Genomic DNA, 26,311 nt, shown 5'->3' with positions numbered 1-26,311 from the left:
TTCCACCTTTTCACAATAAAGAACCATACTGCTTAGGAATGCTATTCTCCTGTTTCCGTACGTGATGGATGGTCTGGGTAAAAACAGTACCGTAAAGGTCGCATAAAAAGAGAATGCTTAGTCCCCCGTTTCGCCGATTAATTGTAACTCAATTTGTTTCATCTTATAAAAATAGCCGTTTTGCTCCATCAACTCGGAATAAGAACCCGTTTCGATCACCCTTCCTTGCTCCATAACGACGATTCTGTCCATTCCTTCCAAACCGTTAAGCCGGTGACAGATTAGTAGAAGCGTATCTTCGGACGCCTGCTCGTATAGGTGCGTCAAAACACGTTGCTCTGTCACATAGTCCAGCGAAGACGTCGGCTCATCCAGCAGCCATAGCTTTCCCTTGCGAAGCATGGCCCGCGCCAGGGCCAAGCGCTGTTTTTCGCCATCCGATAAATTTTCTCCCTTTTCGTACACGGGGTCCGTTAACGAAATGGTCGGCAATTGCACTTTAGCGAGAATATCCAATAGGTCGCCGTCAGAATGATTCTCACCATCCATGAGCAAGTTATCCCGGATCGTCCCCCGGAAAAAATGGCTTTGCTGCAGCACGACATTAGCCGTTTTCCAAATGCTCGACTCCTCCAGCTCTTGTACCGATATGCCGTTCAGTCGCAAATCCCCGGCCGTCGGCGTACGCAGCTTGAGCAACAACTCAATCAGCGTGGACTTTCCCGAACCGCTAGGTCCGACAAGCGCCGTTTTGGATCCTGGTGGAATTTGCAGCGAAAAGTTCTTTAACGCTGGCCTCCACTCCCCTTCATATTGAAAGGAAACGCCGGATAGTTCAATAGAAACGGCATGGTCGGTATTCAACGTACGACTTGGCTGCACTGGCTGCATGGCAGGAGTTATTACTGCTTCCGTCAGCCACTTGGCTGCATGTTCGCTATCTTGCTTATATGCTGGCAACGTGGCCATAGCCGCTGCTTCTTCAAATACAGTTAATGAGGCCATGACAAGCATAGCCAGATATACGCCTGCTAACGTCCCATCCGATATCAGATAAGCACCAAGTACCACCACCCCCCAGGAAATCAGATATGTGACAAAGGCATGCATCGATTGTCCACGCAGCAGTTGTCCGGCCGCTCGCTGCTGCTCGGCTACCAATGTAGCAGAAGCTTGGCGAAGTTGCTGTTCCCGCTGCGCAAGCTGCCCATAAACTTTAAGATCCCGGAAACCATACAACACCTCTGTTACTTCCGTAGACAACAGCGCTCGCTGCTTGCGAACATGCCCATTGATTTTCCGATATCCTAGCAATACGATTCCCGGCACGACCAATACGGTTCCCAGCATACCGAGTAGCATCAAGCAAGCCATCCAGAAAGAAAAGGAGGCGGTAGCCAGCATTGTCGTCAAGAACACCATGACAACAATGATCGGCGGATACGCGACGCGTAAAAAATAGTGCTGCAAACTCTCTACATCCCCAACGATTCGTGCAAGCAGATCCCCGCTTCGGTTTTTATTTAAAATGCCTGGCGTTAAGGGAATGAGCTTGGCAAAAAAGGATGATCGCAAACGGCTAAGCATAGAGAATGTCGCTCGGTGTGAATATAAGCGCTCACCATAACGACTCACCGCTCGAAGTAAACCAAGCAGCTTGACCAACGAAGTAAGTACGATCAGCGTATAAAGCGGAGGTGCAAACACCGTTTGCGAAATCAGATATCCGCTCGCAGAAAAGAGGATCACACCGGCAATACCGGCGACAAATCCGCCTAAAATCGAAAGAATAATATCTTTGCGCTCCCGAATCATAGCTTGGAACAAAATAGCCAACTCGTTCATCCCGGCACCCCTTTGCGTTGGACATCGACCATCTCTGCATACGCAGGCAGGCGTTTCATAAGCTCGTCGTGATGTCCCGAGCCCATTAGGACGCCATGGTCCATAAACAAAATGTTGTCCGCATGTCGAATGGTATACAATCGGTGAGCCACCGTAATCATCGTCGCCGATTTTGCCAAGGTTCCAATCGAATGTTGCAGGATGCTCTCGGTGTGAAGATCGAGTCCGACGGTCGGCTCATCGAACATAATAATGGAAGGTCGCTTCAAAAAAGCCCGCGCTACAGCAAGCCGTTGCTTTTCCCCACCGGATAGTCCTCTACCGCCTTCACCGACAGGGGTATCAAATCCCTGCTCCAGTTGGGATACAACCTTCGAAAGACCCGCGTCCGCAGCCGCCGCCTCAATTTCAGCCCTAGAGACTTTCCGCCCGGCACCGATCGCGATATTATCGGCGAAGGTACCTGCAAAAATGTAAGGATGCTGCGTAATGTAGCTAATATGTTCGAGCCATATCGTCTCATTCTGTTGAGTAAGCGGGTTTCCATTCACTAAAATGGTCCCCGACGCCGGTTTTAGTAATCCCGCTATAAGATGGAGCAAGGTTGTTTTTCCGGATCCGCTATGACCAACAAGGGCAATATGATCTCCTGGTCCAATTATGATCGAACCTGTATTCAGCTCAAATGAGTCGGGTGCATACTGAAACCGGACATTGTCCAGTTCAATGGTGGGCGGCATTGGAAACAGCTTCTTCGGAAATGTCCGGAGCCCTATCGGCTGATCCTTCAGATCGTTTCTATCGTTCGTGTCCGCGAGCATGGTTTCAACCTTGCTAATCGCCCCCATACTGGTCCGCCCATTGTGAAAAGCTGTGCCCGAACTCTTTAGTAAGCTGTAAAACTCGGGCACGAGCAACAAAACAAAAAAGGCCGTGTGAAACGACATCGATTTGAAGACAAGCAGCTGAATGGCCAGCTCGAGAGCAACAATCCCGATGCTCAGCATCACAATCGATTCCAGCATGAGGGTATTCGTAAACGCAATTTTCAAAATATCCATTGTGGCATCACGGTATCTTAAGCTACTGCGTTCGATTTCTTGCTGCTGACGGCGGGCCCGTCCGAATATTTTTAACGTAACGAGCCCTTGAAGGGAATCTAGAAATGTACCGGCAAACTCGGCCAACTGCGCGTACTTTTCTTCTGATTTATTTTTCGTCTTCAGCCCCACCAAAATCATAAAAATCGGGATAAACGGGGCCGTAACCAGCATGATGATCCCTGAATTGGCATGTTGGGTAAACGTAACGACTAAAATCAGAATGGGGATAATGACCGTTTCCACCATACGCGGCATGTATTGACTGAAATAACTATCCGCCTCATCCACAGCATCCAGCGCCATACTGACCTTTCCCCCCGTTTGCCCTCGAAGAGAGGAAGGCATGGAAGCATGCGTAAAATTCTGAAGCACGGCTGCTCGCATATTTTTTTTGGCGGTTGCTGCCATTTGCAAACCAACTGTCCCGTTCCCATATGACAACAGTGTACGTATCGCCATCACGACCAGTAGGATGCCGAGCAGTAGGGCAACCGATGAAAAAGATACTCCCTCCACAAAGATCCGCTGGACGACTTCAGCCAGCAATGCAGCCTGACTTACAATGGCGGCGCCTAGTGCGAGCGAGATGAATGCCAGGTAAATGAGACGTTTGCGTTGGGCAGTCATCTGTATAGCGATTAAGCTTCTTTTCCCCTTCACCCAACTCAACTCCTTTATGGTAATAACCTGCGAGTAATCGGCCTATTTTTCCCCTTTCACGTAATCCGCATCGAACAGGAACAGCTTGAAAACCAAAATAAGGGAAGGAATCAATAGACACATGCCCCCGATAAATACGACAACTAGCGCGAAGCCCATTGAGGATGAGGTGACGCTGCTCTGAATCGTAATGTAGGGATCAAGAATATAGGGATACTGCCCAATCCCGTAAGCGAAAAAGGCACAGAAAAATTGCAGCATGATGCAAACAAATGCTAGCCCATAGCGGCGACCGCGGTATAACAGCCACATCGCAATCATGAAAAAGGCAACAGAAAGTGCAAGCATCCACCATAAATCCATCATATTTTGATAATGTCGCTCATTGTGTTGCCCCAAATAGATAAAGGCTGTCAGGGCGATAATAATCGCCGGTGTGCTCCAGAAAAGCGCATAGGTCCGCATTAGCTTTAGCGCAGTGTGATCTTCTGCCCGTGAAGCGTAAAACGCCAGAAAACAGGCGCTAATAAACAAGACAGACACAATCGCCAACCCAACGATGCTCCACGATAATGGATTGGTAAATAAAGCCCAGTAATCCAGAGAAACCGTCTGATCCTGCTTCAAGATAAAGCCGCCTTCAGACAGGGCCAGCGTCACAGACAACGAAGCCGGGATCAGCAAACCCGATGCGCCGTACAAAAACAGATAGACAATATTATTTTTGGAACCATAGTTTTCAAATGCATAGAACGAACCGCGAATAGCAAGCAGCACGATCGCAACACTCCCCGGAACAATCAGCGCCGAGCCATAGTAATAGGCTGTATCCGGAAAAAATCCGATCATGCCGATGTAGAAAAAGACGAAAAATACATTTGTGATCTCCCATACGGGTGACAAATAACGAGAAATCAGACGATTTATGAGGGGGTCCTGCTTGGTCAAGTGGGCATAAAAGGCAAAGAAACCGGCTCCAAAGTCAATGGAGGCTATAATAAGATACCCGAACAAAAACAGCCAAAGTACCGAAATTCCAATCAAATCGTAACTCATCAGACATGCGCTCCCTTCCCTGTCCTCTTGTCGTCCGCATGCTGCGCCCACTTCTCCATCTCAGTTTCTGCCGGATTATTGTTGAATAAACGCCGAAGTACAAGAACGCTAACCATACCTAAAACGATGTAGAGAAGAAGGAAGAGGAAAAAAAGAATTCTCACGCTTGGCGATGTCGTCGCTGCTTCCTCTACACGCATATATCCTCGTAAAATCCACGGCTGCCGCCCCAACTCGGCGTAAAACCAGCCCAGCTCGACTCCCAGGAATGCGAGCGGCGCGCCTAAAGCAATAATACAGAGTAGCCATTTGTTGTGCTCATTGCGTTTTTTCCATAATGTAAATAGGAAATACAGAACGGACATACCCAATAACGCAAACCCTATGCCAGCCATCAAGTCAAAAAAATAGTGCACAAGGAGCGGAGGTTGTTCATCTGGGGGAAATTCATTCAGACCTGTTACTTTCGCGTTAAAATTTCCAAAAGCTAGGAAGCTGAGAATCTTCGGCAGGTGAAGTGCGCCTATAATTTTATGCTCGGCATTAAGCCATCCAAATAGAATCAAATCCGCGCCGCTCTCCGTCTCAAAATGCCATTCCGCAGCAGCCAGCTTTTCCGGTTGATGCTCGGCCAAGAACTTGGCGGACGCATCTCCAGCTACTGTGTTTAGCAGTCCGAACAACATGACAACGGCCATCATAAGCTTTAACGCTTTTTTGTGGTATCCAGTGACCCCTTTTCTAAGCATCGTAAAGGCCGCAATTCCTGCTAGCAGAGCCGCTCCTGTTAAGTAAGCCGAGCTTAATACATGGAACACTTTGGAGAACGTCGCCGTATTCAGCATCGCTTGCACCGGGTTAACGGCTGTAAATTGTCCGCCTTGCATGGTAAATCCCCCAGGTTGGTTCATAAAACCATTCACAGTCGTGATAAAAACAGCAGACATGCCTGCCCCTGCGACAATGGGGAGTGTGAGCAGCCAATGAATATATGGGTTCTTGAACCGATCCCACGTATACAGATAAATGCCTAGAAAGATAGCTTCAAAAAAGAATGCAAATACCTCCATGAATAACGGAAGCGCAATAACGTTCCCCGCCAACTTCATAAAATTCGGCCACACCAAAGCCAGTTGCAGTGAGATTGCCGTGCCTGTTACGACACCGACTGCGACGGATATAACAAACCCCCGCGCCCACCTCTTAGCCATCAGTGTGTAGTGAGGATCTTGCTTGCGGATGCCGATGAGCTCAGCAATCGCGATCATGAGAGGGATACCGACACCAATCGTCGCGAATATCATATGGAACCCTAGTGTCATTCCTGTCACCAGCTTGCTCCATAGTACCGTATCAATTCCCATTCCTTACTGCCTCCCTTCCAAAGCGATTTGTAATTTGAGTTGATTATATCTCTGTCCTTCAGCAGTTCAATCGCGGTCACATCTTCTCCACTATTCGTTCAAGAAAGGATCAATTGGGCACTGTCTGCGTGGCGTCGAAGAGCGAACCAAATGTGATACCTTTCAGGATTCCGCGTAGCCAGAACCTTAACCTCTTTCCCGTTTACTTTGAAGGTTCCGTCATGGACTTCAATGTCACCGTGAAAAGTGCCTTGCGTTGTATCATATTTGAGCAGATGAGCCAACATTTTAGCGTTCGTAAGGTCGTTAATTGCTACAACCTCGACGCCTTCCACATCTTGTATTCGGCAAAAAGCGAGTCGTCCGATCCGTCCAAAGCCGTTAATGCGTACTTTTACAGTCACTCTCAAGTCCTCCTATAAGTTTTATTTATTCCAAAGAGGCGAATACCTCTCATGAAATCAAAATAGCTCGGCGCTATTTCATTCTGGACCGTCTTGTTTTATAATAAAAGGTACCGAATGGTATCTTTTATATTAGCATAATTCTTGTGAATGGCAAGGTCGGAAAATTGTCTAATTTGTTTATAATAAATGATTAGAATAAGGTTCATACGGAGGAGCTCATGAAAAAAGGGGACAGAACACGGGAACATATCATTATGAAATCAGCTGAAATTTTTAACCAGAGAGGATATGCCGGTACATCGCTAAATGATATTATTGCCGACAGCGGAATTAAGAAAGGGGGCATCTATCGACATTTTGCCAGTAAAGACGAGATAGCGCTTGAAGCCTACAATTATGCTGCCAGTTTGGTCGGCAGAAAATTTGCTGAGGCGGTCGATCAAGAGCAGTCTGCGTCAGGAAAGCTAATTGCTTTCTTTCGTGTCTATGAAGATGTCGTCAACGATCCACCATTTATTGGCGGATGTCCCATGCAGAATACAGCTGTAGAAAGTGACGATACTCATTCGGAGCTTCGTGACCGGGCAAGGCAGGGGCTGCATACCTTCTTGGATATAATGAAAAGTATTATTCGTGACGGGATTAAAGCTGGGGAGTTTAAGGGAGATCTGGATTCGGATGCGCTTGCTTCATTTGCATTTTCCTTGTTGGAAGGAGGCATTTTGCTCAGCAAATTGGATGGGGATAACAAGCACATGCTAATGAATATTTCAATCTTCTCGTCCTATTTGCAGCAATGCTGCTTAAAGACCTTTTCCTTCAAGGAAACACACAAAAGGCATTAGATTATTTAGATAACAAAGATGGTATCGATCTATTGAAGAGGGTTCCGGATCAATTTAGGCAGTGGTTCGAAGTGAACTTCTTAAAGGAATACGAAGAATAGAGTATCAGATTATCGAATCCATTCCCGGTATAGGCGGCTGCCGGAAGATGTCAGCCACCAGCATGCCGCATAGAGAACGCCGCTTCTACGGGCCAACCACCTTCGGCATGCCATACTGTGCAAGACTTTGATGGCGGGAGCTCTCGGCAAAAATGAGCACTCTATGTTTGCCATAACCATCTGAATCCAGAGGAATTTTCAGCGTCCGTGCGGGAAACGGATGCAGTCACGTCGGGAACTGGGGTTTTATCGTATGTCAGGAGGGTATCGGCACCAATATAGCATCGCTATAGACATACCAATATAGCTGTGCTATATTGGTCACATGAATACACACGACACTCTGCTCAATGCGGCTTTACAAGTTCTCGAGGAAGAGGGCGAGGCACAGTTCTCGACACGCTCCGTCTGCGCAATTGCGAAGGTGACCGCACCAACGCTGTACCATCACTTCGGCAGCGCCGACGGGCTTCTGAGCGCCGCCATTACGGAAGCATTTGCACAGTTTCTCGAAAGCAAAAGAACTGCCACCCAATCCTCCGATCCGGTGATGGCGCTGCGCGAGGGCTGGGACGATTACGTGCGCTTCGCGGCGGCTCGCCCACGGCTCTACGCGGTGATGATGAGCCGCGTTCTCGACGACGCTGATATTCCCGCCGCCGAGCAGGCCTTTGCGCTCCTGATCCAACGCATCGCGGCCATCGCCGCTGAGGGCCGACTCAGGCCAACGGTGGAAGTGGCTGCCGATCTCATGTGGGCGTCTGCGAATGCTGCATCCCTACTTTACGTCACAGCTCGGCTACGCAAGGTGGTGCCACCCACTTCTGAGGTCCTGGAGCAAATCCGCGAGGGCGCCATACGGTCCATCCTAAATCCCGAATAGAAAGGACGAAAACAATGAAAATTCTCGTCACGGGAGGCTCCGGTCTGCTCGGCGGCCGCCTGATCCCGAAGCTCGTGGAGGACGGTCACGAGATTTTCGCTCTCACACGCTCCACATCATCTCACGCCAAACTCAAGTCCATGGGTGCGACGCCAGTCGATGCCGATCTCGAAAGCAACACGCCACTCATATTGCCGGTGATTGATGCGGTTGTGCATGCGGCCGCCCTGTTCCGCTTCTCAGGGCCTCGCGAACCCTTCTTCCGTACCAACGTCGATGGCACCGTAGCCTTGTTGAAGGCAGCTGAGTCCGCCGGTGCGAAGACATTCGTCTACATCAGCGCGGCAGGGATCCTCATGGATAATGGCGGTACGCCCATCCGCGACGCCGATGAAAGCGCGCCAACTTTCCCGAACCACTTCTCCGCCTACCTGACAAGCAAGGCACGGGCCGAGCCATTGGTTCTGGCAGCCAACAAACCCGGCTTTCGCACCATCGCGCTCCGCCCACCGGCTATCTGGGGGCCTGGTGATCCGTTTAGTCGAGCGCTTCCCGAAGCAGTCAGATCTGGACAGTTCGCCTTCATCGACCGCGGCGACTACGCTTTTGCAACCTGCCACGTGGACAATGTGGTCGAAGCCATACAATGTGCTCTTGAACGCGGAGAAGGCGGTCATGCCTTCTTCATCAAAGACCAGGAAGGGCAGACTTTCCGTGAGTTCGTCTCCTCGCTCGCGAACTTGCAGGGCCTGTCCATCGATAAGCTGCGTTCGATGCCCTACTGGCTTGCCTCTGCCATTGGCAGGCTGCTCGACACTATCTGGGCCGTCACGCGGAAAGACGGCGATCCGCCGATCTCACGCTCGATGATACGCATGATCGGGCGTGAGTTCACAGTCAACGATGCCGCTGCACGTCGAGAGTTGGGCTATGTCGGAAGAACTTTGCGCGACGCCGGCTTGCAAAGCTATGAGGAACCATCTACTGGGCGATAGTGCTTTGGAGAGCGAACGACGACAATCGCCGGCTAGTCGTTCTCTGGACTTGCTCTTTTTGTCGATATGGCAGACAATCCTCGATAACATTATTTTCTCATCACTATGTAAAATAGGTGCTTTGGACATGTGCATAAAAGAATGGATTATATGAACTATGATTGTAGGTTTATTAATGCTTCATTAGGTTATCCAGGTGAAAATAATGGTTTACCAAACAAAATAATAAATGTGATACAGTAAGCCTAAAGGGATGAAATAAATCATTTTTTTTGATTTAATGAGAAATTCACAGAATTACGGAATTTCAAAATAAAATAAAATAAAATAAAATAAAATAAAATAAAATAAAGGGCCCCACAACAAGGCCCCCCTCAACCTAATTACACCTGCTATACCCACAGTTGATGCAATTCTTACACCCTTCGCTGTTCACCAGCGAAGCCGATCCGCACGCCGTGCACAAGTCCTTCGACGCCACGCTGGACGCGTGGGCGCTCGGACTCGAGCCCGTCTGCGCTGCCGCAGGTGCTGGAGCTGGCGCATCCAGCACCTCGCTTGTCGCGGTCACGTAGTTCCGCGCGTCATCCTGCTCGTTCATCACTTCGTCGTGCTGCTCGAGTGCTTTGGCAACGGCGTCGGCGATCGACTCGACGCGATTCGTGCCGAAGCCAATGGCGCCGGAGCCGCCAATGCCTTTCAAGTGCTTCACGAGCAGCTTGACTTTGTCGCCGTGGTCGCCATAACGCAGGAACAGCGAGCACACGCGCCCCAGTGCTTCGGACATGGCGAACACATCGGAGCCTGCTTTGCCTACGTTGAGGAAAATCTCGCTCGGCGCACCGTTCATATCATTAATGGTAATATACGCCATACCGAACGGGGTGTTGACTTTATACGTAGCCCCACGCAAGATTTGCGGTCGGCGCTTGTATTGCTTGTCACTTTCCTCTTCGCATTTCTCATTTTTCTCCGACTTCTCTTCGTTCTTTCCATCCTTTGTATCCGAACTTGTGCTCAAAACCTGCACATCACGGCTGCCATCCCGATAGATCGTTACACCCTTGCAACCAAGATCAAAGGCCAATTCATATAGACGTTTGGTATCTTCCACTGTGAAATCAGCCGGACAGTTCGCGGTTTTGGAGATGGAGCTATCCACCCAAGCTTGAATGGCAGCTTGCGCGCGAATGTGGTCTTCGGCACTCAGAGACATCGCTGTGACGAAATAATCAGGCAGCTCTTGATCCGGATGCGCATCTTTCCATTGCTGGGCAATCGGCACATATTGCTTGTCGAAGCCGAGCCTGCTTTGGCGATAATATTCAAAGGCAAAATAAGGTTCAATTCCCGTCGATGTCCCCACCATCGTTCCGGTACTGCCGGTAGGTGCTTGAGTGATCACGGTAACGTTGCGCATCCCCTGTATCTTAATGGCTTCGCCAACCTCAGGAAATACTTTGGTCATGTTTTTCATAAAGCCGCTTTCCAGGAATTTATCCGCTATAAAAGCTTCGAAAGACCCTTTTTCACCGGCAATTTCCGCTGAGGCCAGGTAGGCTTCTTTGGCCATGAAGCTGTATATGTTATCAAGAAATACGAGTGATTCCGGGCTGCCGTAACGGATTTTCAATTTAATCATAAGCTCAGCAAGTCCCATAGAGCCAAGACCTACGCGGCGTTCACTTTGTTGATTTACCCGATTTTCTTCGAAATGGTAGGGCGTCTTGTCAATCACGTTATCAAGAAAACGCGTCGAATAACGAACAACTGTGGCCAAATCCGCCCAGTCCACATCATGCTTCTGCTCATCATAAAACTTCGAAAGATTTATCGCAGATAAGTTGCAAACGCCCCACGCCGGCAGGCCCTGCTCCCCACATGGATTCGTGCAAATGATAGGGTTAAAATACCAGCTATTGGACATCTGGTTGTAGTATTCCAAGAAGACCACACCGGGTTCAGCCGATTTCCAAGCTGACTCCATGATCGTGTGCCAGACTTCACGTGCTTTGACAGTCCGATAAGGCTTAACGGTTTTGCCTAGCTTTTTCCATGCATCTAAGTTGCCGTCCCATTTGTCGTTATAATCAGGGTCTGTTGTATCCGGGAAGACCAGCTCCCAATCCAGGTCCTCCTTCACGGCTTTCATAAAGCCATTGCTGACGCAAACGGATAAATTCGCGTTCGTAATTTGGCCCATTGTGGATTTCACGGTAATGAAATCTTCAAGATCCGGATGCCAGTCATTGATCATCAGCATTAAAGCGCCTCTACGGCTCCCGCCTTGTTCAATTAAACCGGTGGTATAGCTGAAAAGCCCGCCCCATGACACCGCTCCGCTGGAAGAACCATTAACCCCCTTCACCACAGAACGCCGTGGTCGCAGCGAGGACAAATTGATGCCTACGCCACCGCCGCGCGACATAATTTCTGTCATTTCCGTCAATGTACTCATAATGCCCCCACGACTATCGTGAGGAGAAGGAATGACATAACAGTTAAAGAGCGTCAATTCATCACTGGCATCTGCACCAGCAGCAATCCGCCCTCCAGGCACAAGCTTCCAATCATCTAAAATATATCTGAATTTATCAGACCATTCTGCACGTTTCTCAGGCGTACCCTCCACCGAAGCCATCGCCCCTGCCAAACGGTCCCACATTTCTTCCGGTGTTTTTTCTATATTGAGCGTAAGCTTCTCGACTGATGAGGCTACGGTTTCGCCACTGCGAGTCTTCACTTTCACGATGTTTCCTTCTCGGCTGATGATTTCCCCCACTTCTTTGGCGGGGAACTTAGGATCATCCTTCGTCAGTACGAGAACGGTATCTCCCACTTTGGCAAGGCTCGTATCCGCATTTTTCAGTGCATAACGGTCCAAAAATATTTTCTCACTTAACCCATCCAGCTTGTTAATTGACTTTGCAATCCCCATTACGACTACCTCCTAATAAGCTACAAATTCAACCGCGATTAAAATGATGGTTCCACTAAGAAGTTTATGTAAAATCACAACATATGGTGTCATATAACCATTATACAACACTATATATTGATCATCTAACAGCTAATCAAGCAAATTCCTCGCTAAATACAAGCCCTTATCTAATTATCTGATTGTTGCTTGGAAATGCTCTTTATTTCACATGAATACCTAGCAAATAACTGGTTTGATTCTATGAATCCAGTTTTCGGTGCCGCACATTTTGACGATGAGGAATTCCTCTGCTAACCTATAGATAGGATACCACAATGTTGGATTTATTAGAACATTTGTTCCTTTTTATTTTAAGGAGATGATGACATGTATTTTTATAAAAATCAGTTCTTGCCCAAGAATGACATACAGATCTCGCCGGATGATCGTGGCTACTATTTCGGAGACGGTATTTACGAGGTATTCCGAGTTTATCAGGGAACTCTTTACGAGCAAGAAGCCCACATGCAAAGACTGCAAAGATCAGCATCAGAGGTTCGCCTTGAGCTGCCTTATACGAGCGACAAGATCGGTGAAATCCTGACTGAGCTTGTACACAAAAACGCACTTGTCGAAGGTACGGTTTATGTACAAATCACCCGTGGCGAGGCGCCTCGCGCACATCCGTTTCCAACACATGCTGAGCCGGTTCTCTTGGCCTACTGCACAACAGTCCCAAGACCTGTCTCTGCCATGCAGCAAGGCATTCAGGCAATCACGCTTGCGGATATTCGCTGGCTCCGATGTGATCTCAAAACATTGAATCTACTGCCTAATACGATGGCTAAGCAAGCCGCACTCGATCATGGTGTACAAGAAGTCGTTCTACATCGAGACGGAATCGTAACCGAATGCAGTGCCTCGAACATCATGATGATTAAGGACAATGTGCTTTACACGCATCCTGCCAACCATTTGATTTTGCATGGCATCACACGAGCAGTTGTATTAAGATTAGCTCATTCGCTCAAAATTAACGTCAAAGAGCAAGCTTTTACAACGGAACAGCTGCTCTTGGCTGACGAAGCTTTTATCACAGGAACAACTGTGGAGATAACACCCATCCTTCAGATCGATGGAAAACCAATTGCTAACGGATCGCCCGGTCCACTTACGCAAACTTTGCAGCGTGAATTCGAGCGCACGTTTGCCTAAACCCTTCTCTTTCACAAAAAAGAACCTTGGAAACCACAATTGTGGATTCTAAGGTTCTTTTTCTCGTTATCTACGCAAATTCCATTCCTCTGTGCCGTATTTCTCACGAACCAATTGATCACTTAGCTCCAGTTCGTAAGGTGTCAACGTCGACTCGACAAGCTCTACGCCCAATCCTAGCGCTATTTCACGACAAAAAGCTGCTTCCACCTGAGGCAACGTTACCGGCTCTTTTCCCCCAGCTTGAAGCAAATCATTGATGGCAACAGCTTTCTTGAGAAAGCTTTGTTTCATGCGATCTGCTACTTTGTCATTGGAGAATCGCAGCATGCGGAATAGTTGGTCCGTGTCCATATCCAGTAGGATGGAGCCGTGCTGGAGCACGACATTTTTCTGCCTCACCTGCGCGCTCCCAGCTACTTTGCGCCCTTCAACGACCAGCTCATACCAAGAAGGGGAATCGAAGCATGCGGCTGATCCTGCCGAAGCATATTTCTCCTTCTCTTCATCACTGGCCAACTGCACCATCTCAGCGCCAAGGCCAAGCGCACGAAATCCTTGCAAAAGCCCCTCGCTCAGCACACGATAAGCTTCTGTCACATTCCGGGGAATTCCCGGATAATCCTCTGCAACAATGATGCTGTACGTCAGTTCTTTGTCGTGCAGTACCGCTCTGCCTCCGGTTGGACGTCTGACGAAGCCAATCCCCTCTTTGGCTACTGCTTCTTGATCTACTTCTGCCGCCTTTTGAAAATAACCAATCGAAAGCGTTGCCGGGTTCCATCCATAGAAACGTACCGTAGGGGGCACCTTGCCCTCACTATGCGCAGTCAGTATTGCTTCATCCAAAGCCATATTTTCAGCAGGAGAACGATCTCCTGTATGTATAAATCGCCATGCCGTCATCTCCGTCGGTCACCCTTTCTTACATTACAATCCAAAGACAAGCTATATCATACCATAAATTCATCCTCACTTACGAAATCCAGGACTTATCTGCGAGATGCAAGTTTAGGCGATGAGTAAAACTCTTACATGGAAAAAGTTATGAAAGCCCCTCTTCTGGACATACTAACACGTATTCGGCAGCGATTTGCTGCTTTCAAGTCATTTTTCCAAGCATTTCTTCAAGTTTTCTCATTCCCAGCTTTCAGGAGGGCACATCCATGCGACAACATGAACAGCAAGAGAACATTCGCCCTATTCATCATCAGCTTGACATGCACTTTGAGAGGGACTCGTTAACTGAACTGGATCATCGTATGCGTGGAGGAGGTCCATGGGACGACTGGACGCTATATCAACTAGCTTACGAATCGGAAGAATCGAGGCTTATTTCTACGTTTGACGAAATGCAGTGTCTTGTCCATCTCGGACAGCTGGAGCCGATGGCCCACCAGATTGATACCGCGAAGCGTGTGCTGAATGAAATGCGGGGCCGCGCCATTTTGGCCGATGAAGTGGGATTAGGGAAAACGATTGAGGCCGGTTTAATTTTAAAAGAATACATGATCCGCGGCTTGGTCCGCAAAACGCTTATTCTGGTCCCTGCTTCCCTCGTGCTTCAGTGGGTTCGGGAATTAAATTCCAAATTCGGCATACCTGCGGTCGCTCACAAGAAAGCGTATATGTGGCAGCAAAGCGACATCATTGTGGCCTCGATGGATACGGCCAAGCGGGACCCGCACCGCGAAATTGTGATGGGTCTTGAATATGACATGCTCATTGTGGATGAAGCCCACAAACTCAAAAACAAGAAAACAACCAACTACACTTTCGTGAACGAGCTGCGCAAAAAATATTGCCTACTCTTAACCGCAACACCGGTGCAGAACGATTTGAAAGAATTATATAACCTAATTACGCTGCTGAAGCCAGGTCAACTTGGCATTCAAAGCAGCTTCAAGTCCAATTATGTCGTTGGCAAAAGAACACCAAAAAACGAGGTTCAGCTTCAGCAAGAGCTATCCAAGGTCATGATTCGCAACCGTCGGGGAGACGGTGGTGTTCACTACACCAAACGTGTTGTCAAAAATATTCCGCTCACGTTATCTCACGATGAACAAGCGCTCTATGATGGGGTCACGAACTTCGTACGCAGTCGGTACGAGGAAAGCGCAGGCGATCTGAGCAGCATGCTCTCGCTCATTACACTGCAGCGTGAAGTCTGCAGCTCCAGAGACGCCGTTTTCATTACGCTTGTTAACTTGTTTAAGAAAACTGCCGAGGATTCTCCCGTACGGCCCAAAATATGGGAGCTCGTTGAGCTCATCCGCAGTATTAAAGCCAATACCAAAGCGGAAACCACGATGAAGCTTGTTCAGGATATTAATGACAAGGTCATCATTTTCACGGAGTACCGCGCTTCTCAAGAATATTTGCTCAATTATTTGAAAGAACACAAGATCACGGCTGTCCCTTATCGAGGCGGAATGAATCGCGGCAAGAAGGATTGGATGATGGATTTATTCCGAAATCGCGTTCAAGTGCTCGTTGCTACTGAAGCCGGTGGCGAGGGAATTAACCTCCAGTTTTGCCATAACATGATTAACTTCGATTTGCCTTGGAACCCTATGCGGGTAGAACAACGGATTGGGCGTGTGCACCGTCTGGGGCAGCAGCATGATGTCAATATTTATAATTTGTCTACGAACAACACGATTGAAGAACACATTCTTTCCTTGCTGCATGAGAAAATCAACATGTTTGAGATGGTAATCGGGCAGTTGGATACGATCTTGGAGAAGATTGAGAAGAAAGGCTCGCTTGAAACATCCCTTTTCCGGATGGTGATGGAATCGCGATCCAAAGACGACATTCGCAAGAAGATGGATCAGCTGGCGGATACTATTATCGAAGTCAAATCGGAAGTGGAAGAAAATGACCCTTTGCAGGGAATTGCCTTTCAAGGCATTCTGAACGCCGCGAGCGGCTCGGAGATCGGTGAGGTACGTCCATGAACAAGCGAAATATTCATACATTCGTTTTGCGTTTTCTGGAAGCCTATAATTGCACAATTATCGAGAAGTCTCCTGCGTATGTCACGGCGAAGCTCTCCCCGGAAGCGGATCGTGAGATGACAGGACGTCCCTATTATTGGAGCTTTGTCGAGCGTACCGGGGCGCCGGCGGAAACCATGACGTATAAATTCATCTTCGATCCAGAACAGATGAAGCTCGAGGCCAAGCCGAAGGCGACGGCGACCGCTGTCAAACCTCCGCCAGCAGCAGGGCCGCCTGCCTCTGGCGGCAGCCCCATGCCGGGGGCTCCTGATGGGAGCTCGGACAGCATTCTTGGCCGCTATTTTGGCTTCGTTCCTACGACTATAACAACGCGTGTTCCTCAGGATGAAGTTACTTTCGGGAGCAGACGGTTGGATCAGATCTTCACGATCGTGCGGGAACGAGGGAAATTCGTTCATTTGTTCGAGGAACCTTTCCCGACCGGGGCCACTTATCATGCAGCACTCGTCTATGATACCTGGCTCTGCTTGAATTACAAGGTTGAGCTTGCTTGCGATCGTAAACGAAGCGAAATTCATTCCCTGGCGATCCAGCTCAATAGCGGCGAAATTCGCGAGCATTTTCATAAACAATTGCTAACCAAAAGCCTTTCGCCAAAACTGCCCGCGAACAGTCATATTTTGCCCGATACGATCTCCTTGTCGAAAGCGGTGAACGCCCTAGAAATGACGCTGGAGCGTAAAATCAGCACCTATGATCACAGCTGGGCAGACGAAGCCAATGAGCAGCACCGCAGTGAAATCGACCGCGTAGAGTCTTATTATAACGGTCTTTTGCTAGGTGCAGAGCCGGAGCAGCGCGATGAAATTGAAGCCCAATGCCGCAATCGGCTGCAAGAAATCGACTGGCAGCATAAACCGCGTATTGCCGTTTCTGTCATCAATTGCGGATTGTTTCATCTGAATGCAAGTCGTACACCCAGGAACTGACGCATGTCGCTAAAACATCGCATAATTACGGTTCCAGGTTCTAACAATCTTTTTATAGCATAAGCATTACAATAGATTCATACAATTGAGAGTTTGGCGATAGGTGGGTGAACGGATTGGCACGTTGGATCATTTGGACAACCGCTTGCTTGATTAGTGTTAGCAGTTTACTTGTTATTCCCCTTCAAAGCTCTGCGGGTGAGAGTCTGGATCAGATGGCTCGGAGCAGCCTTACACAGAACGCAAAAGAAACGATCGCTGGAAGCACCGCGGCTAAACCACATCCAGATTTGCGAAGCGAAACAACATTAACCGCCTCCATTAACAACTGGCGTGTTGTTCTCGCGCGTGAAGCCGGATTTGAAAGCTGGCAGTCGGCCGTTTGGAGCAGCTTCCCGCTTGGTCCCGGCACCCATGGCTGGGGGGTTATTCTCACAGATCATGGACGAGAAGTTGGCTATATGATTGTACATGCAACAGAGAACGGCTCCTTCCGACTCACCGAGTATGGCACAGGCGATCATCCGCTATTCAGCTTGAACACGCTGTATCGTTCTTTGGTACAGCAGGAACTCATTCCAGCTACTATCCCTTATTCCGCTTTTGTACAAAATGAAACGATACAATTAAACCGATTATATATGAACGCCCTAACCGCTGTATGGAAAGTCATGATCCACAATCAAGCTTATTATTTCGACGCCAAATCCGGTGAGCTTCTTCCGCTAAAAGAAGATCCTTCAGCCAAGCTTACGAATCTACCAATAACGGAATCCGTCTTAAAAGGGCCTGCGACTACCGTCCAGCACCCTTCCTTCGATCCCTATGATCGTCTTCCTTGGGTTCAAGGTACTCCCTTGCCCCTTACCCAACCGCAGCAGCTTCAGGATGCACTTGGTCAATCGGACAAGCTAACTTATGTGACAGAATTGTACGACGGTCAAGTTACACTCCCGCTTGCCATACTAGGCTACCAGCAATGGGAATCCGGTGAAACTTACCTGACCTTAGACCACGAAGGCTCCCGTTATGTACAGCTCAAGGATGCGTTGGCGCAAGGTCATGTATATCGTTAAAAAGCGGCTGACCCGCAGCCATTAGTAGCTACTGCGCAAACCTATAAGCAAAGCTAGTCGCTCATCGGTTTAGAAAACCTGCGAAAGTGCAGGCTTTTCCGATCAAATCGCGTGAAAACAGAGAAAGCCTGCCAAAGTGCAGGCTTTTTCTGTTTTTTCCTCCTTAAATCGAGAAAAGCATTCTAAAGGATGCATAATCGCAGGCTTTTCACCATTTTGCCCATTCTCAAGACAAAAAGGATGCACAATCGCAGGAATTATACCGGCTGGCAAGGAAAATCCACCCGAAGATAAAAGGGCTGTCCTCAAGTAGATTTTCTCTACTTTTAGGATAGCCCTTTCCATTTGTCTCCACAATAACTAGAAGTCTCGCTACTACCTTGCATGAATCACTTTTTCGGTTTGAACTGATCCATGAACATACGAGCAGCAAGCGGCAGCATGCCGAACCACCGGGTCTGCCAACTCTCTCGCTGCTCTTTACTGAGCGCTTTGGCGTGTTGGCGAACAGCTTTCGGGGTATCGATATACGTAACCACTTGCTGTGTTATGTACTTGACCAGCTCATCGCTTTTGGCCATACGACCACCTGCCTTTTCTCTCTATTTTAACCAGAGAGATTACCCCTTAAACGGATCGGCAGGTGGTTGCTAGGTATCAACCGATTTTCCCGCCGCTTTCGGCGATAATTTTATCTGCAAATGTTTTGATCGTTCCGCATCCAAGCAGCATCGGTTTGTTATCACATTGCAATAGCAAGACTTGACCCTGCATATCCCAGGAATACTGAAAACCGACATTCATGCCTACTACTGTAATCATGAACTTGCCTGAAGCTGAATTTGGAATCATAAAGCCTTGCTTCCTACCGACTTGTTGTAATGCTTTAAATACTGAAGCCGATATTCCTCTATACGTCCAAGTGCTGCAAGCCGCCATAAGGTCATCCCCTTTCTCCTCACTAGGATCCTTAAATTGTATGAAGCTAGCAGGCAAATCGTGCTTGTCCCCCCAAAAAACGATCACCTCTCGCCGAAAACTATACGCTTCTAATCTCTTGATTTGAGCATATCCTAGACTAAAGAGAGAGAAAGAGGTGCATAGCATGTGGGAACAAGTGCTCCTTACCGATCAACTCCAGCTCCAAATGGATCCAACCCAGCGTGTACTTGAGCTCAAACTTAACCAACAGGAGGAAGCGGAAGCTGGCATTATTCGTTTAAGCCATGCTGAACTAACCTTGCTCCTACATAGCTTATTGGAAGTCAGCCGCAAATTTCGCGGCGATTAATGCAAAAAAGCACCTTCGATTCACACTGAAGTGTGAAGATCGAAAGTGCTTTTTTTATTCGACAACTAATGTCTAATTTCTGCTAATTCCCACGATAGAAGCAATAAAACGCAAAATGTACATAAACAGATTAATAAAGTCCAAGTAAATATTGAGTGCTGCCAGCGGAACTTCCTCTGAAGCTACGCCATTACGGTATTGAGCCACATCATACAGAACCCAGCCGCTGAAAATTAAAATCCCAATCATCGACCAAACCAAATTGACCACGGAGCCAAAACCTACGAACATGCCAATGACACTCATAAGTACGAGACCGATTGTTCCAGCGAATAGGAATCCGCCCAAAAAGCTGAAATCACGCTGCGAGCGATGCGCATAGAAGGCAAGACCGCCAAAGATCGCTGCTGTCGCGAAAAACGCGCCAGAAACAACTTGTGCTCCTAATTGGCTGCCATACGCCATAATGACCGGATAAAGCGTTACACCGGAAATTGCTGTAAAAGCATAAAGGAAGCCGAATCCAATGTGTTTGCCGCGAATACGGATCACAATGGCTGCAACCAGCATCACGACTTCTGCGATAATAAATAGTGGAATCATGGGTGCAGGAACAACCATAGCTCCGACTAATGTCCCTAGAAATGAGACCAGAAGTGAAAGTGCAAACGTTTGAAGCACATGTGCGAAGCTGCCTGTAACTGTTCCTGTGATTGTTCTTTCCATGGACTTGTCATCTCCTTTATCAAACATGTACAAACTATACTATGTATTATACCTAGCTTTCATGAAAACAGCCATACTAGGAATCTTCCTTATTTGAAAATGACGAGCACTTTCTTCATCATCCGTTTGAGGTAAACACGTATTTTCGCAGGGAACCTAAGCACGAGCTGCGTTCCCCAGCCATCATACGTGCCCCCCGACTCTGTTGCTAGAAGGAAAAGCTCTCTAGTTACCGTATTAACGGTCGGCACATCCAAAGTATGTTTCATACTTACATGCAGCACATGCATGTCTGTGCTTCCTCTCGTATCCAGTTCCGAAGCGACTACCCGATAACCCAGTTGACCGATCTTTCTTTTCACTTCAATCAGCGGAGTAGCATCCGGGAAATGCAACCAATGCTGCACTTCTCTCGCTATGTCCAATTTATCACCATGACGCTTCAAGGCATAAACGATTTTCGCATTGCGCATCCACTGCTCTTCAAGCGGGGAAGGAATCATTTCCTCCAAATAAAAAAGCCAATCCGGATCGTGCTTCATCATAAAATAGTAGCGGAAGCTTGGGAAATCCGCCAGCATCCGCTTTAACTCCAACTCTCCATCCCAGTCATCCTTGGCATAAAAGTGCATTTCCATTTTGTGATTGGCAGAAATACGCCCCGCATACAGTGAAACTCCACGATCCTTCATGCGAGAAATGAGCTTATCCTCAAGAGAGTAGAACAACTGCTGTGCCTTCTGCTTATTACTGCCTGACAAGTCCCACAGACTATACATATTAAAGACGATAGTAACAAGCTGACCAAAGCCAAGGTAAGGCGCTTTCGGCTTCAACGCGGTGTTCATAAAGATTAGAATCGGCTCACGATCCCGATCACGCTCAAACAAATTCCAATCTTCCTCCATAGAATGCCTCCTTGCCCGCTCCGATCTTTTATCTATTATAAGGGGCATTGACCTTGGTTGCCTACCCTGCCTGCTTGTCCGCTATCCAACAAAATATTGGGCACCTTATTTCCGAATTATTTCCTAGGAAATGAACAGGTTTGGCGAGATTTTCTCCATTAACTTGCATTCAAAAAAATGGGCTGGCTGCCCCCGTTTGTGAGACATGGATCCTGCTTTGTCTGCGTTAATATTATTCGATACCTGCGACATTCAAACGCCCGTAGGCAACCAGTCTACTAAACTGAGAGGAAACTTCACTCGCTGGAAGAGGCTGATCGTTTTTAATCCACCAAATGATAACTCCCATAAATGAGGATACAAGGTATTCGAGCAGCAATTCCTTAGATATAACAAAAGAGGATTTTCCAGCAGCAGGATTCCCCCCTTCATTTAGTTTCTCTTTAATAATATTCTCCATTTTCTCTCGAAACGGATGGATTCTATTCTCTTGAATTAACATTGCCTGGTAAAAAGATGTGTTGCGTGAAATGTGTTCCAATATAGCTTGCATGACTGTCTCGAGTTTAGAAATACTGAAGGGATTCATGTTGATTGGACATTGAACAATTACATTCTTCACTTCGCTCAACAACTCATCCATACATGTATGTAATAAGTCAGGTTTATTTTCGTAGTGAAGATAAAAAGTATTTCGATTGATCACAGCCCGATCAGCAATATCCTGAATCGTTATCGCTTCATATCCTTTTTCCTGAATAAGCTCATAAAATGCCTTTCGGATCGATTGCTTTGTCCGCAGTATTCTTAAATCGACCTTCTTGTTCATCGTTTTTGTCTCTCCTTGAAAAAAATTTGATGTTTACGCGACAAATTTATTTGGCATGTATCTTATCCTTCAAAAACAAAAATATTGAATATTGAGCGTTGCAATAATCCCTATTATAATGAGCAACAGATGAATAAACAACATAATGTTCATTATTTATCTAGTGACTATCAAACTTCAATTTCTGATAAAAAGGAGCTATTTCAATGACATTAGAACATCAAAATGAGCTTGTCCTTAAGGCAATTGCAGTGCTGGAAAGCTTAGAAAGCGGCCACACCGAAGCCATTATGAATTACGTTCATCCCGATCATTATATTCAACACAATCAGGCTTTGCCCGATGGTCGCGCGGCCATGCTTGGTGCGCTTAAACATCTCAAGGAAGTGGGTACAAAGGTTAGCATTCAGCGCACTTTAGTCGATGGAAATTTTGTGGTTCTTCATTCCATCTATGATTTTCACGGCCCCAAAATCGGGTTTGATATTTTCCGTTTTGAGAATGGATTCATCGTCGAGCATTGGGACAACTTGCAAGATATGGTGGAGAAAACACCAAGCAATCATACGATGATTGACGGACCGGTCACGATCAAGGATATCGACAAGACGGATACGAATAAAGCATATGTGAAATGCTTTGTTGAGGACATCATGATCGGGAATAATCGCGGCCTGCTTACCACTTACTTTGATGGGGATCAGTATATTCAGCATGATCCGCATATTGCAGACGGCCTTTCTGGTCTCGTTGCTGCTGTGAAGGCATTGGAAGAGCAGCATATTGAAATGCAATACACGCATGTTCATCAAGTTATCGGTCAGGGCGATTTTGTGCTTACGGTAAGCGAAGGTCTCATCAATGGAGAGCCTAACGCTTTCTACGATTTGTTCCGCGTGGAGAATGGGAAAATCGCCGAACATTGGGACGTAATCGAACCCATTCTGCCACCAGAAAACCGAAAAAATTCGAACCGTAGATTTTGAAATTCAATAATGCCGCGTTGGACGCCAAAAAACCAAGGAGCTAAGCGAGAACAGGCCGCTTAGCTCCTTGGTTTTTTACTCCCCACTCACATAAATCTTCCAAAACAGGTAATAAGGTTCCCACTTTCTCCATGAGACTATACTCGACTTTAGGGGGAACTTGTGGGTATTCTGTCCGTTTCACCATGCCTCCGATAACCGATAATGTATAACCAAAAGGTGTATCTTGAATATTCTTAACTTTGCCTTTAAATTCAGCCATACTCATATTTACACTATCCTTTCTGGTAGTACCTATCTATAAAGTGCGTACTGGCTTGGCTAGCTCCTGACATGATCAACCCCTTATCCATGTCCCCGTTCAAGCTTATGACGGAACTCCACTTGAAAACGAGAACGGTACGTATGGAAGAAAACAGCTGCTTGAGCAATTAGCGGTTGCTCATCACATCATTTCTGCTCATAAGCCGGATCGCATTGTCATGTTTGGTGGTGACTGCTTAGTCGAACAAGCCCCATTTGCCTATTTAAACGAACGATACAGTGGGGAATTAGGTTTGGTTTGGATCGATGCTCACAGCGATTTAGTTAGAATTGTGTTAATGAGCAGTACTGAATCTATCAAAGATTGGATTAAACAAAGCAACATTAAGCACCTAGCTATTCACCTTGATCTAGATGTGCTTGACCCGAAGACATTTCGTTCTTCTATTAACTTGAAGAAACTGCTTGGAGAAATACCTATTTAAAATAAGTAGAGTCATAACAAATAAGCAAAAAGTCCCTGAACCGTCACAAGGACAAATTCAAGAGCTCGTTCTTGACTATTGGAGTGAAAGCTTCCTCTTAGCATCTGAAAAAGAAAAGAACCGAGCCGAATAGCACTCGATTCATTTTTGAAGTATTCTCTGACGAGGATGACGAACAAGGAATATTTCTACAGCATTTTGCGAATATCTGTAGAACACTTTATAGGGATCAACTGTTCCAATTGTGATGAGTGCCATTCGCAGACCAGCAGGATATCCTTCAATGAAAACAGCGCTACCCGGCACATAGATGGTGAAATCTTGTTTTTGAAAATACTGAACGATGCAATTTCTCAAGTACGATGCAATTGGCTGTAACTCCATTTTTTCACGCCAACTGTCCAAGCTCATTAGGGAAAGTACAGCCGATTTTCTCCAATGAACGTTCATGAATCCTTTGAAATCCCTAACATTACATCTACTTCAGCTTCAGATAGTGTGGGATTGTCTCCATTAAGAGCTTCAAGCAGCAGGTTTTTTTCCTCTTCATCTTGCACTTCGTATATGTCCGACCCTGGTAAACTCTCTACTTCAAAAAGCATAAATTTTCGGCTGTCAATCTCGAAATAAGCTGCGCCCGAATTAATGGCATCTATAATTTCGCGATCCTCAATTTTGATAGGCTTCATTTCTATCCCTCCACGTTATGGGATTGCAATTCACACCTTCATTATACCTCAAAGGAAATGTTTTTGTTCAATTTTTTAGATTCCTGATTATCAAAGCTAAGCCCCTACGATACGCCAGCAGCACATTAAAAATCACAAAAAATAAACCCTTCAAATTTATTCGAAGGGTTTCACTTTAGTTATAATGCGATCAAGAGGACTCGAACCTCCACGGGGGTAAGCCCACACGGACCTGAACCGTGCGCGTCTGCCAATTCCGCCATGATCGCTTATTAGCTTTAACAAAACTTAATATAACATGGAAAATGAAAGCTCGTCAACGATACTTTTTTGCCAAACATGCATAAAACCTTCCCTCCTTCCTAACCCTATTGGCAAAGGAGGGATAATAGATGGATGAAGAAGAAATCAAAGCCTTGGAGCCCAAATATACCGGAAATGAACGGCATCTGACGGAAGGCGAAGCCGAAGGCATTGTTCATGACCCCAACTTTAAAAAAGAAGATGAAGATGATTCCGGATTAGGTGAGCTTCAAGCTGGGGTTGCTTACGGTATTTTCCGCAGAACATAATCGAAAACAGAACGCTCTGCTTATCCTTGCGGATTCAGTGGAGCGTTTTCTCGTATAAGTGCTTTTGGGCAAGAATCGCTTCATACACCGTTCTGCCAATCAAGTAGCCCAGCGAAGTGGCCGTCCCCGCATAACGATACGTGTGACCGCGGCCAGTTGCCGCAATAAGAACAGCATCCGTACTCGTTCCCGTAGCCGGGTGACCATCTACTTCTACGCCTAATGTTTGCAACGCGGCACTTTTGGCTTCGGTCGCAGTAATCACAGCATTCACCATTGCGGCATCTGTTAAACAGCCATTGATCACTACAATCGTATTGATCGTTCCAGGATAGAGCGACGTAATGGGAAGTATTGCTCCGGCTCTTGCTTTATTCCCTAGTCCCACAGTTACCCATGAACAAACCTGCAGATGTTCCTGCTCTTGATCCTGCTGTAGAATCTCACTGGCAAGATGATCACCTTCCTCACCTTCCTGATTTCCCCAAGCCAAACTATGATACCCTACATCTTTCACGAAGGCCGCTGTCAGCATACCAGCTGTTTCTTGGGGATCGAAACCTTCCCGCTGGATAAAAGTGTTCATCTCCCCTAGGGGATCAGGTTCGTTGTAAAGCTTGTCCACTTGTCTGTTCATAAGCCGTTTGTGGATGCCGTAACCGCCGCCCCATGGCGACGAATTCAAAGTCTGCAAAGGATCGTCGCTGGAAATCAGCAAATAATCACCATAGTTCGAATTCACAAGATCCATATGTATTCCCCGAATAGGGATTTTGTTCACAGGCGAGTAATTCGGCTTATTCGTCATCTTCCGACTCGCCGTCAGGTTCGATCAAATCTTGGGGCAGCATATATTCAGGAGGTCTTTCGTCGCCATACGGCTGATACACATAACTTCGTGCCAGTTTAACAACTCGGCGATTTTTTTTGCGGATCAAAACACTCTCATCATCCCAAGCAACAACAATGCCACGAACGTCATTCCTTGGACTAACGTCACGTATCACACGCAGCAGCGTACTATCTATCCGATACTGATCTAATTGTTCTTCCGATATCATTCATCTTACCTCCAACACACCAATTTTACTCTTCTAGCATACACCAATTCCTGTTTTCTTCAAACTTTACATAAATCG

At 47.0% G+C, this 26,311-nt stretch carries 26 protein-coding genes, 1 tRNA gene and 2 pseudogenes; 11 read left to right on the top strand and 18 right to left on the bottom strand.

Annotated elements, in window-relative coordinates; all coding sequences use genetic code 11:
* Nucleotides 1-117 precede the first annotated feature (117 nt).
* The 5 genes and pseudogenes from cydC to HQN90_RS09215 all read right to left on the bottom strand — a co-directional run.
* On the bottom strand, nucleotides 118-1,845 hold the full coding sequence (gene cydC / locus HQN90_RS09235; protein ID WP_173217505.1) for a thiol reductant ABC exporter subunit CydC: 1,728 nt from the start codon (nucleotides 1,843-1,845) through the stop codon (nucleotides 118-120).
* Nucleotides 1,842-3,608, bottom strand: coding sequence for a thiol reductant ABC exporter subunit CydD (gene cydD, locus HQN90_RS09230; RefSeq protein ID WP_173217504.1), 1,767 nt, complete (start codon nucleotides 3,606-3,608; stop codon nucleotides 1,842-1,844). The genes cydC and cydD overlap by 4 nt, the downstream gene beginning before the upstream one ends.
* 42 nt (nucleotides 3,609-3,650) lie before the next feature.
* Nucleotides 3,651-4,664, bottom strand: coding sequence for a cytochrome d ubiquinol oxidase subunit II (locus HQN90_RS09225; protein ID WP_173217503.1), 1,014 nt, complete (start codon nucleotides 4,662-4,664; stop codon nucleotides 3,651-3,653).
* Entirely contained in the window at nucleotides 4,664-6,028 is a 1,365-nt protein-coding gene (locus tag HQN90_RS09220; RefSeq protein WP_173217502.1) for a cytochrome ubiquinol oxidase subunit I, read from the bottom strand. The genes HQN90_RS09225 and HQN90_RS09220 overlap by 1 nt, the downstream gene beginning before the upstream one ends.
* 161 nt (nucleotides 6,029-6,189) lie before the next feature.
* Nucleotides 6,190-6,432, bottom strand: a pseudogene (locus tag HQN90_RS09215) (glyceraldehyde 3-phosphate dehydrogenase NAD-binding domain-containing protein); the annotation flags it as partial.
* Nucleotides 6,433-6,653: 221 nt separating this feature from the next.
* Between HQN90_RS09215 and HQN90_RS09210 the strand changes: the two are divergent.
* The 3 genes from HQN90_RS09210 (at nucleotide 6,654) to HQN90_RS09200 (ending at nucleotide 9,259) form a co-directional block, all read left to right on the top strand.
* Nucleotides 6,654-7,280 carry a TetR/AcrR family transcriptional regulator gene (locus HQN90_RS09210; RefSeq protein ID WP_079412491.1) on the top strand — a complete coding sequence of 209 codons (627 nt, stop codon included), beginning with the start codon at nucleotides 6,654-6,656 and terminating at the stop codon, nucleotides 7,278-7,280.
* A 426-nt stretch (nucleotides 7,281-7,706) separates the two neighbouring features.
* Entirely contained in the window at nucleotides 7,707-8,264 is a 558-nt protein-coding gene (locus tag HQN90_RS09205; RefSeq protein ID WP_173217501.1) for a TetR/AcrR family transcriptional regulator, read from the top strand.
* Nucleotides 8,265-8,278: 14 nt separating this feature from the next.
* Complete coding sequence (locus HQN90_RS09200; protein WP_173217500.1) at nucleotides 8,279-9,259, top strand: NAD-dependent epimerase/dehydratase family protein; 981 nt, start codon at nucleotides 8,279-8,281, stop codon at nucleotides 9,257-9,259.
* A 379-nt stretch (nucleotides 9,260-9,638) separates the two neighbouring features.
* Here HQN90_RS09200 and HQN90_RS09195 read toward each other — a convergent pair whose 3' ends face one another.
* Complete coding sequence (locus HQN90_RS09195; protein ID WP_173217499.1) at nucleotides 9,639-12,197, bottom strand: adenosylcobalamin-dependent ribonucleoside-diphosphate reductase; 2,559 nt, start codon at nucleotides 12,195-12,197, stop codon at nucleotides 9,639-9,641.
* A 369-nt stretch (nucleotides 12,198-12,566) separates the two neighbouring features.
* Between HQN90_RS09195 and dat the strand changes: the two genes are divergently transcribed.
* On the top strand, nucleotides 12,567-13,394 hold the full coding sequence (dat, locus tag HQN90_RS09190) for a D-amino-acid transaminase (protein WP_173217498.1): 828 nt from the start codon (nucleotides 12,567-12,569) through the stop codon (nucleotides 13,392-13,394).
* A gap of 66 nt (nucleotides 13,395-13,460) precedes the next feature.
* Here dat and HQN90_RS09185 read toward each other — a convergent pair whose 3' ends face one another.
* Complete coding sequence (locus tag HQN90_RS09185; RefSeq protein WP_173217497.1) at nucleotides 13,461-14,300, bottom strand: lipoate--protein ligase family protein; 840 nt, start codon at nucleotides 14,298-14,300, stop codon at nucleotides 13,461-13,463.
* A 260-nt stretch (nucleotides 14,301-14,560) separates the two neighbouring features.
* Here HQN90_RS09185 and HQN90_RS09180 point away from each other — a divergent pair, with 260 nt between their 5' ends.
* The 3 genes from HQN90_RS09180 to HQN90_RS09170 all read left to right on the top strand — a co-directional run bounded on the left by HQN90_RS09180 (nucleotide 14,561) and on the right by HQN90_RS09170 (nucleotide 18,422).
* Nucleotides 14,561-16,354 (top strand): DEAD/DEAH box helicase, encoded by a 1,794-nt coding sequence (locus HQN90_RS09180; RefSeq protein WP_173217496.1) that lies wholly within the window; start codon nucleotides 14,561-14,563, stop codon nucleotides 16,352-16,354.
* Nucleotides 16,351-17,346, top strand: a complete 996-nt coding sequence (locus HQN90_RS09175; RefSeq protein ID WP_173217495.1) for a YqhG family protein — start codon at nucleotides 16,351-16,353, stop codon at nucleotides 17,344-17,346. The genes HQN90_RS09180 and HQN90_RS09175 overlap by 4 nt, the downstream gene beginning before the upstream one ends.
* Before the next feature lie 116 nt (nucleotides 17,347-17,462).
* On the top strand, nucleotides 17,463-18,422 hold the full coding sequence (locus tag HQN90_RS09170) for a hypothetical protein (protein ID WP_173217494.1): 960 nt from the start codon (nucleotides 17,463-17,465) through the stop codon (nucleotides 18,420-18,422).
* A 389-nt stretch (nucleotides 18,423-18,811) separates the two neighbouring features.
* Here the strand turns inward: HQN90_RS09170 and HQN90_RS09165 are convergent, their stop codons facing one another.
* Both HQN90_RS09165 and HQN90_RS09160 read right to left on the bottom strand, forming a co-directional pair.
* On the bottom strand, nucleotides 18,812-19,003 hold the full coding sequence (locus HQN90_RS09165) for a YqzE family protein (protein ID WP_173217493.1): 192 nt from the start codon (nucleotides 19,001-19,003) through the stop codon (nucleotides 18,812-18,814).
* Between the two features lie 76 nt (nucleotides 19,004-19,079).
* Nucleotides 19,080-19,274, bottom strand: a complete 195-nt coding sequence (locus tag HQN90_RS09160; RefSeq protein WP_079413671.1) for a hypothetical protein — start codon at nucleotides 19,272-19,274, stop codon at nucleotides 19,080-19,082.
* A 253-nt stretch (nucleotides 19,275-19,527) separates the two neighbouring features.
* Between HQN90_RS09160 and HQN90_RS09155 the strand changes: the two genes are divergently transcribed.
* Nucleotides 19,528-19,713: a hypothetical protein gene (locus tag HQN90_RS09155; RefSeq protein WP_173217492.1), complete on the top strand. Its 186-nt coding sequence runs from the start codon at nucleotides 19,528-19,530 to the stop codon at nucleotides 19,711-19,713.
* A 72-nt stretch (nucleotides 19,714-19,785) separates the two neighbouring features.
* Here the strand turns inward: HQN90_RS09155 and HQN90_RS09150 are convergent, their stop codons facing one another.
* From HQN90_RS09150 to HQN90_RS09140, 3 genes are all read right to left on the bottom strand, one after another.
* Nucleotides 19,786-20,439 carry a Bax inhibitor-1/YccA family protein gene (locus HQN90_RS09150; protein ID WP_173217491.1) on the bottom strand — a complete coding sequence of 218 codons (654 nt, stop codon included), beginning with the start codon at nucleotides 20,437-20,439 and terminating at the stop codon, nucleotides 19,786-19,788.
* 89 nt (nucleotides 20,440-20,528) lie between these two features.
* The gene (locus HQN90_RS09145) at nucleotides 20,529-21,347 is read right to left on the bottom strand and encodes a DUF695 domain-containing protein (protein WP_173217490.1); all 819 of its coding nucleotides are present in this window, start codon (nucleotides 21,345-21,347) and stop codon (nucleotides 20,529-20,531) included.
* A gap of 232 nt (nucleotides 21,348-21,579) precedes the next feature.
* Nucleotides 21,580-22,176, bottom strand: a complete 597-nt coding sequence (locus HQN90_RS09140; RefSeq protein WP_173217489.1) for a TetR/AcrR family transcriptional regulator — start codon at nucleotides 22,174-22,176, stop codon at nucleotides 21,580-21,582.
* Nucleotides 22,177-22,382: 206 nt separating this feature from the next.
* On the opposite strand from HQN90_RS09140, the gene HQN90_RS09135 reads away from it, so the two are divergent.
* Nucleotides 22,383-23,162: a nuclear transport factor 2 family protein gene (locus HQN90_RS09135; protein WP_173217488.1), complete on the top strand. Its 780-nt coding sequence runs from the start codon at nucleotides 22,383-22,385 to the stop codon at nucleotides 23,160-23,162.
* A 40-nt stretch (nucleotides 23,163-23,202) separates the two neighbouring features.
* Here HQN90_RS09135 and HQN90_RS09130 read toward each other — a convergent pair whose 3' ends face one another.
* Nucleotides 23,203-23,430: a winged helix-turn-helix transcriptional regulator gene (locus tag HQN90_RS09130; RefSeq protein WP_173217487.1), complete on the bottom strand. Its 228-nt coding sequence runs from the start codon at nucleotides 23,428-23,430 to the stop codon at nucleotides 23,203-23,205.
* Between the two features lie 41 nt (nucleotides 23,431-23,471).
* Here HQN90_RS09130 and HQN90_RS09125 point away from each other — a divergent pair.
* Nucleotides 23,472-23,869: pseudogene (locus tag HQN90_RS09125) on the top strand (arginase family protein); the annotation flags it as partial.
* Nucleotides 23,870-24,052: 183 nt separating this feature from the next.
* Here HQN90_RS09125 and HQN90_RS09120 read toward each other — a convergent pair.
* From HQN90_RS09120 to HQN90_RS09110, 3 genes are all read right to left on the bottom strand, one after another.
* A complete protein-coding gene (locus HQN90_RS09120) occupies nucleotides 24,053-24,361 on the bottom strand; it encodes a hypothetical protein (RefSeq protein ID WP_173217486.1) in 309 nt (102 codons plus the stop codon).
* The gene (locus HQN90_RS09115; protein WP_173217485.1) at nucleotides 24,358-24,600 is read right to left on the bottom strand and encodes a hypothetical protein; all 243 of its coding nucleotides are present in this window, start codon (nucleotides 24,598-24,600) and stop codon (nucleotides 24,358-24,360) included. The genes HQN90_RS09120 and HQN90_RS09115 overlap by 4 nt, the downstream gene beginning before the upstream one ends.
* 185 nt (nucleotides 24,601-24,785) lie before the next feature.
* Nucleotides 24,786-24,869 (bottom strand) — tRNA-Leu (locus HQN90_RS09110).
* Between the two features lie 123 nt (nucleotides 24,870-24,992).
* Here HQN90_RS09110 and HQN90_RS09105 point away from each other — a divergent pair.
* Nucleotides 24,993-25,172, top strand: coding sequence for a hypothetical protein (locus tag HQN90_RS09105; protein ID WP_173217484.1), 180 nt, complete (start codon nucleotides 24,993-24,995; stop codon nucleotides 25,170-25,172).
* 34 nt (nucleotides 25,173-25,206) lie between these two features.
* On the opposite strand, the gene HQN90_RS09100 is transcribed toward HQN90_RS09105, so the two are convergent.
* Both HQN90_RS09100 and HQN90_RS09095 read right to left on the bottom strand, forming a co-directional pair.
* Nucleotides 25,207-25,980, bottom strand: coding sequence for an adenosylcobinamide amidohydrolase (locus HQN90_RS09100; protein WP_173217483.1), 774 nt, complete (start codon nucleotides 25,978-25,980; stop codon nucleotides 25,207-25,209).
* Nucleotides 25,970-26,233 carry a hypothetical protein gene (locus tag HQN90_RS09095; RefSeq protein ID WP_079413693.1) on the bottom strand — a complete coding sequence of 88 codons (264 nt, stop codon included), beginning with the start codon at nucleotides 26,231-26,233 and terminating at the stop codon, nucleotides 25,970-25,972. Before HQN90_RS09095 ends, HQN90_RS09100 begins: the two co-directional genes overlap by 11 nt.
* Nucleotides 26,234-26,311 lie beyond the last annotated feature (78 nt).

It is taken from the genome of Paenibacillus alba, assembly GCF_013204855.1.
Lineage (GTDB): Bacteria > Bacillota > Bacilli > Paenibacillales > NBRC-103111 > Paenibacillus_E > Paenibacillus_E alba.
This window is presented reverse-complemented; position numbering and strand designations above follow the sequence as displayed.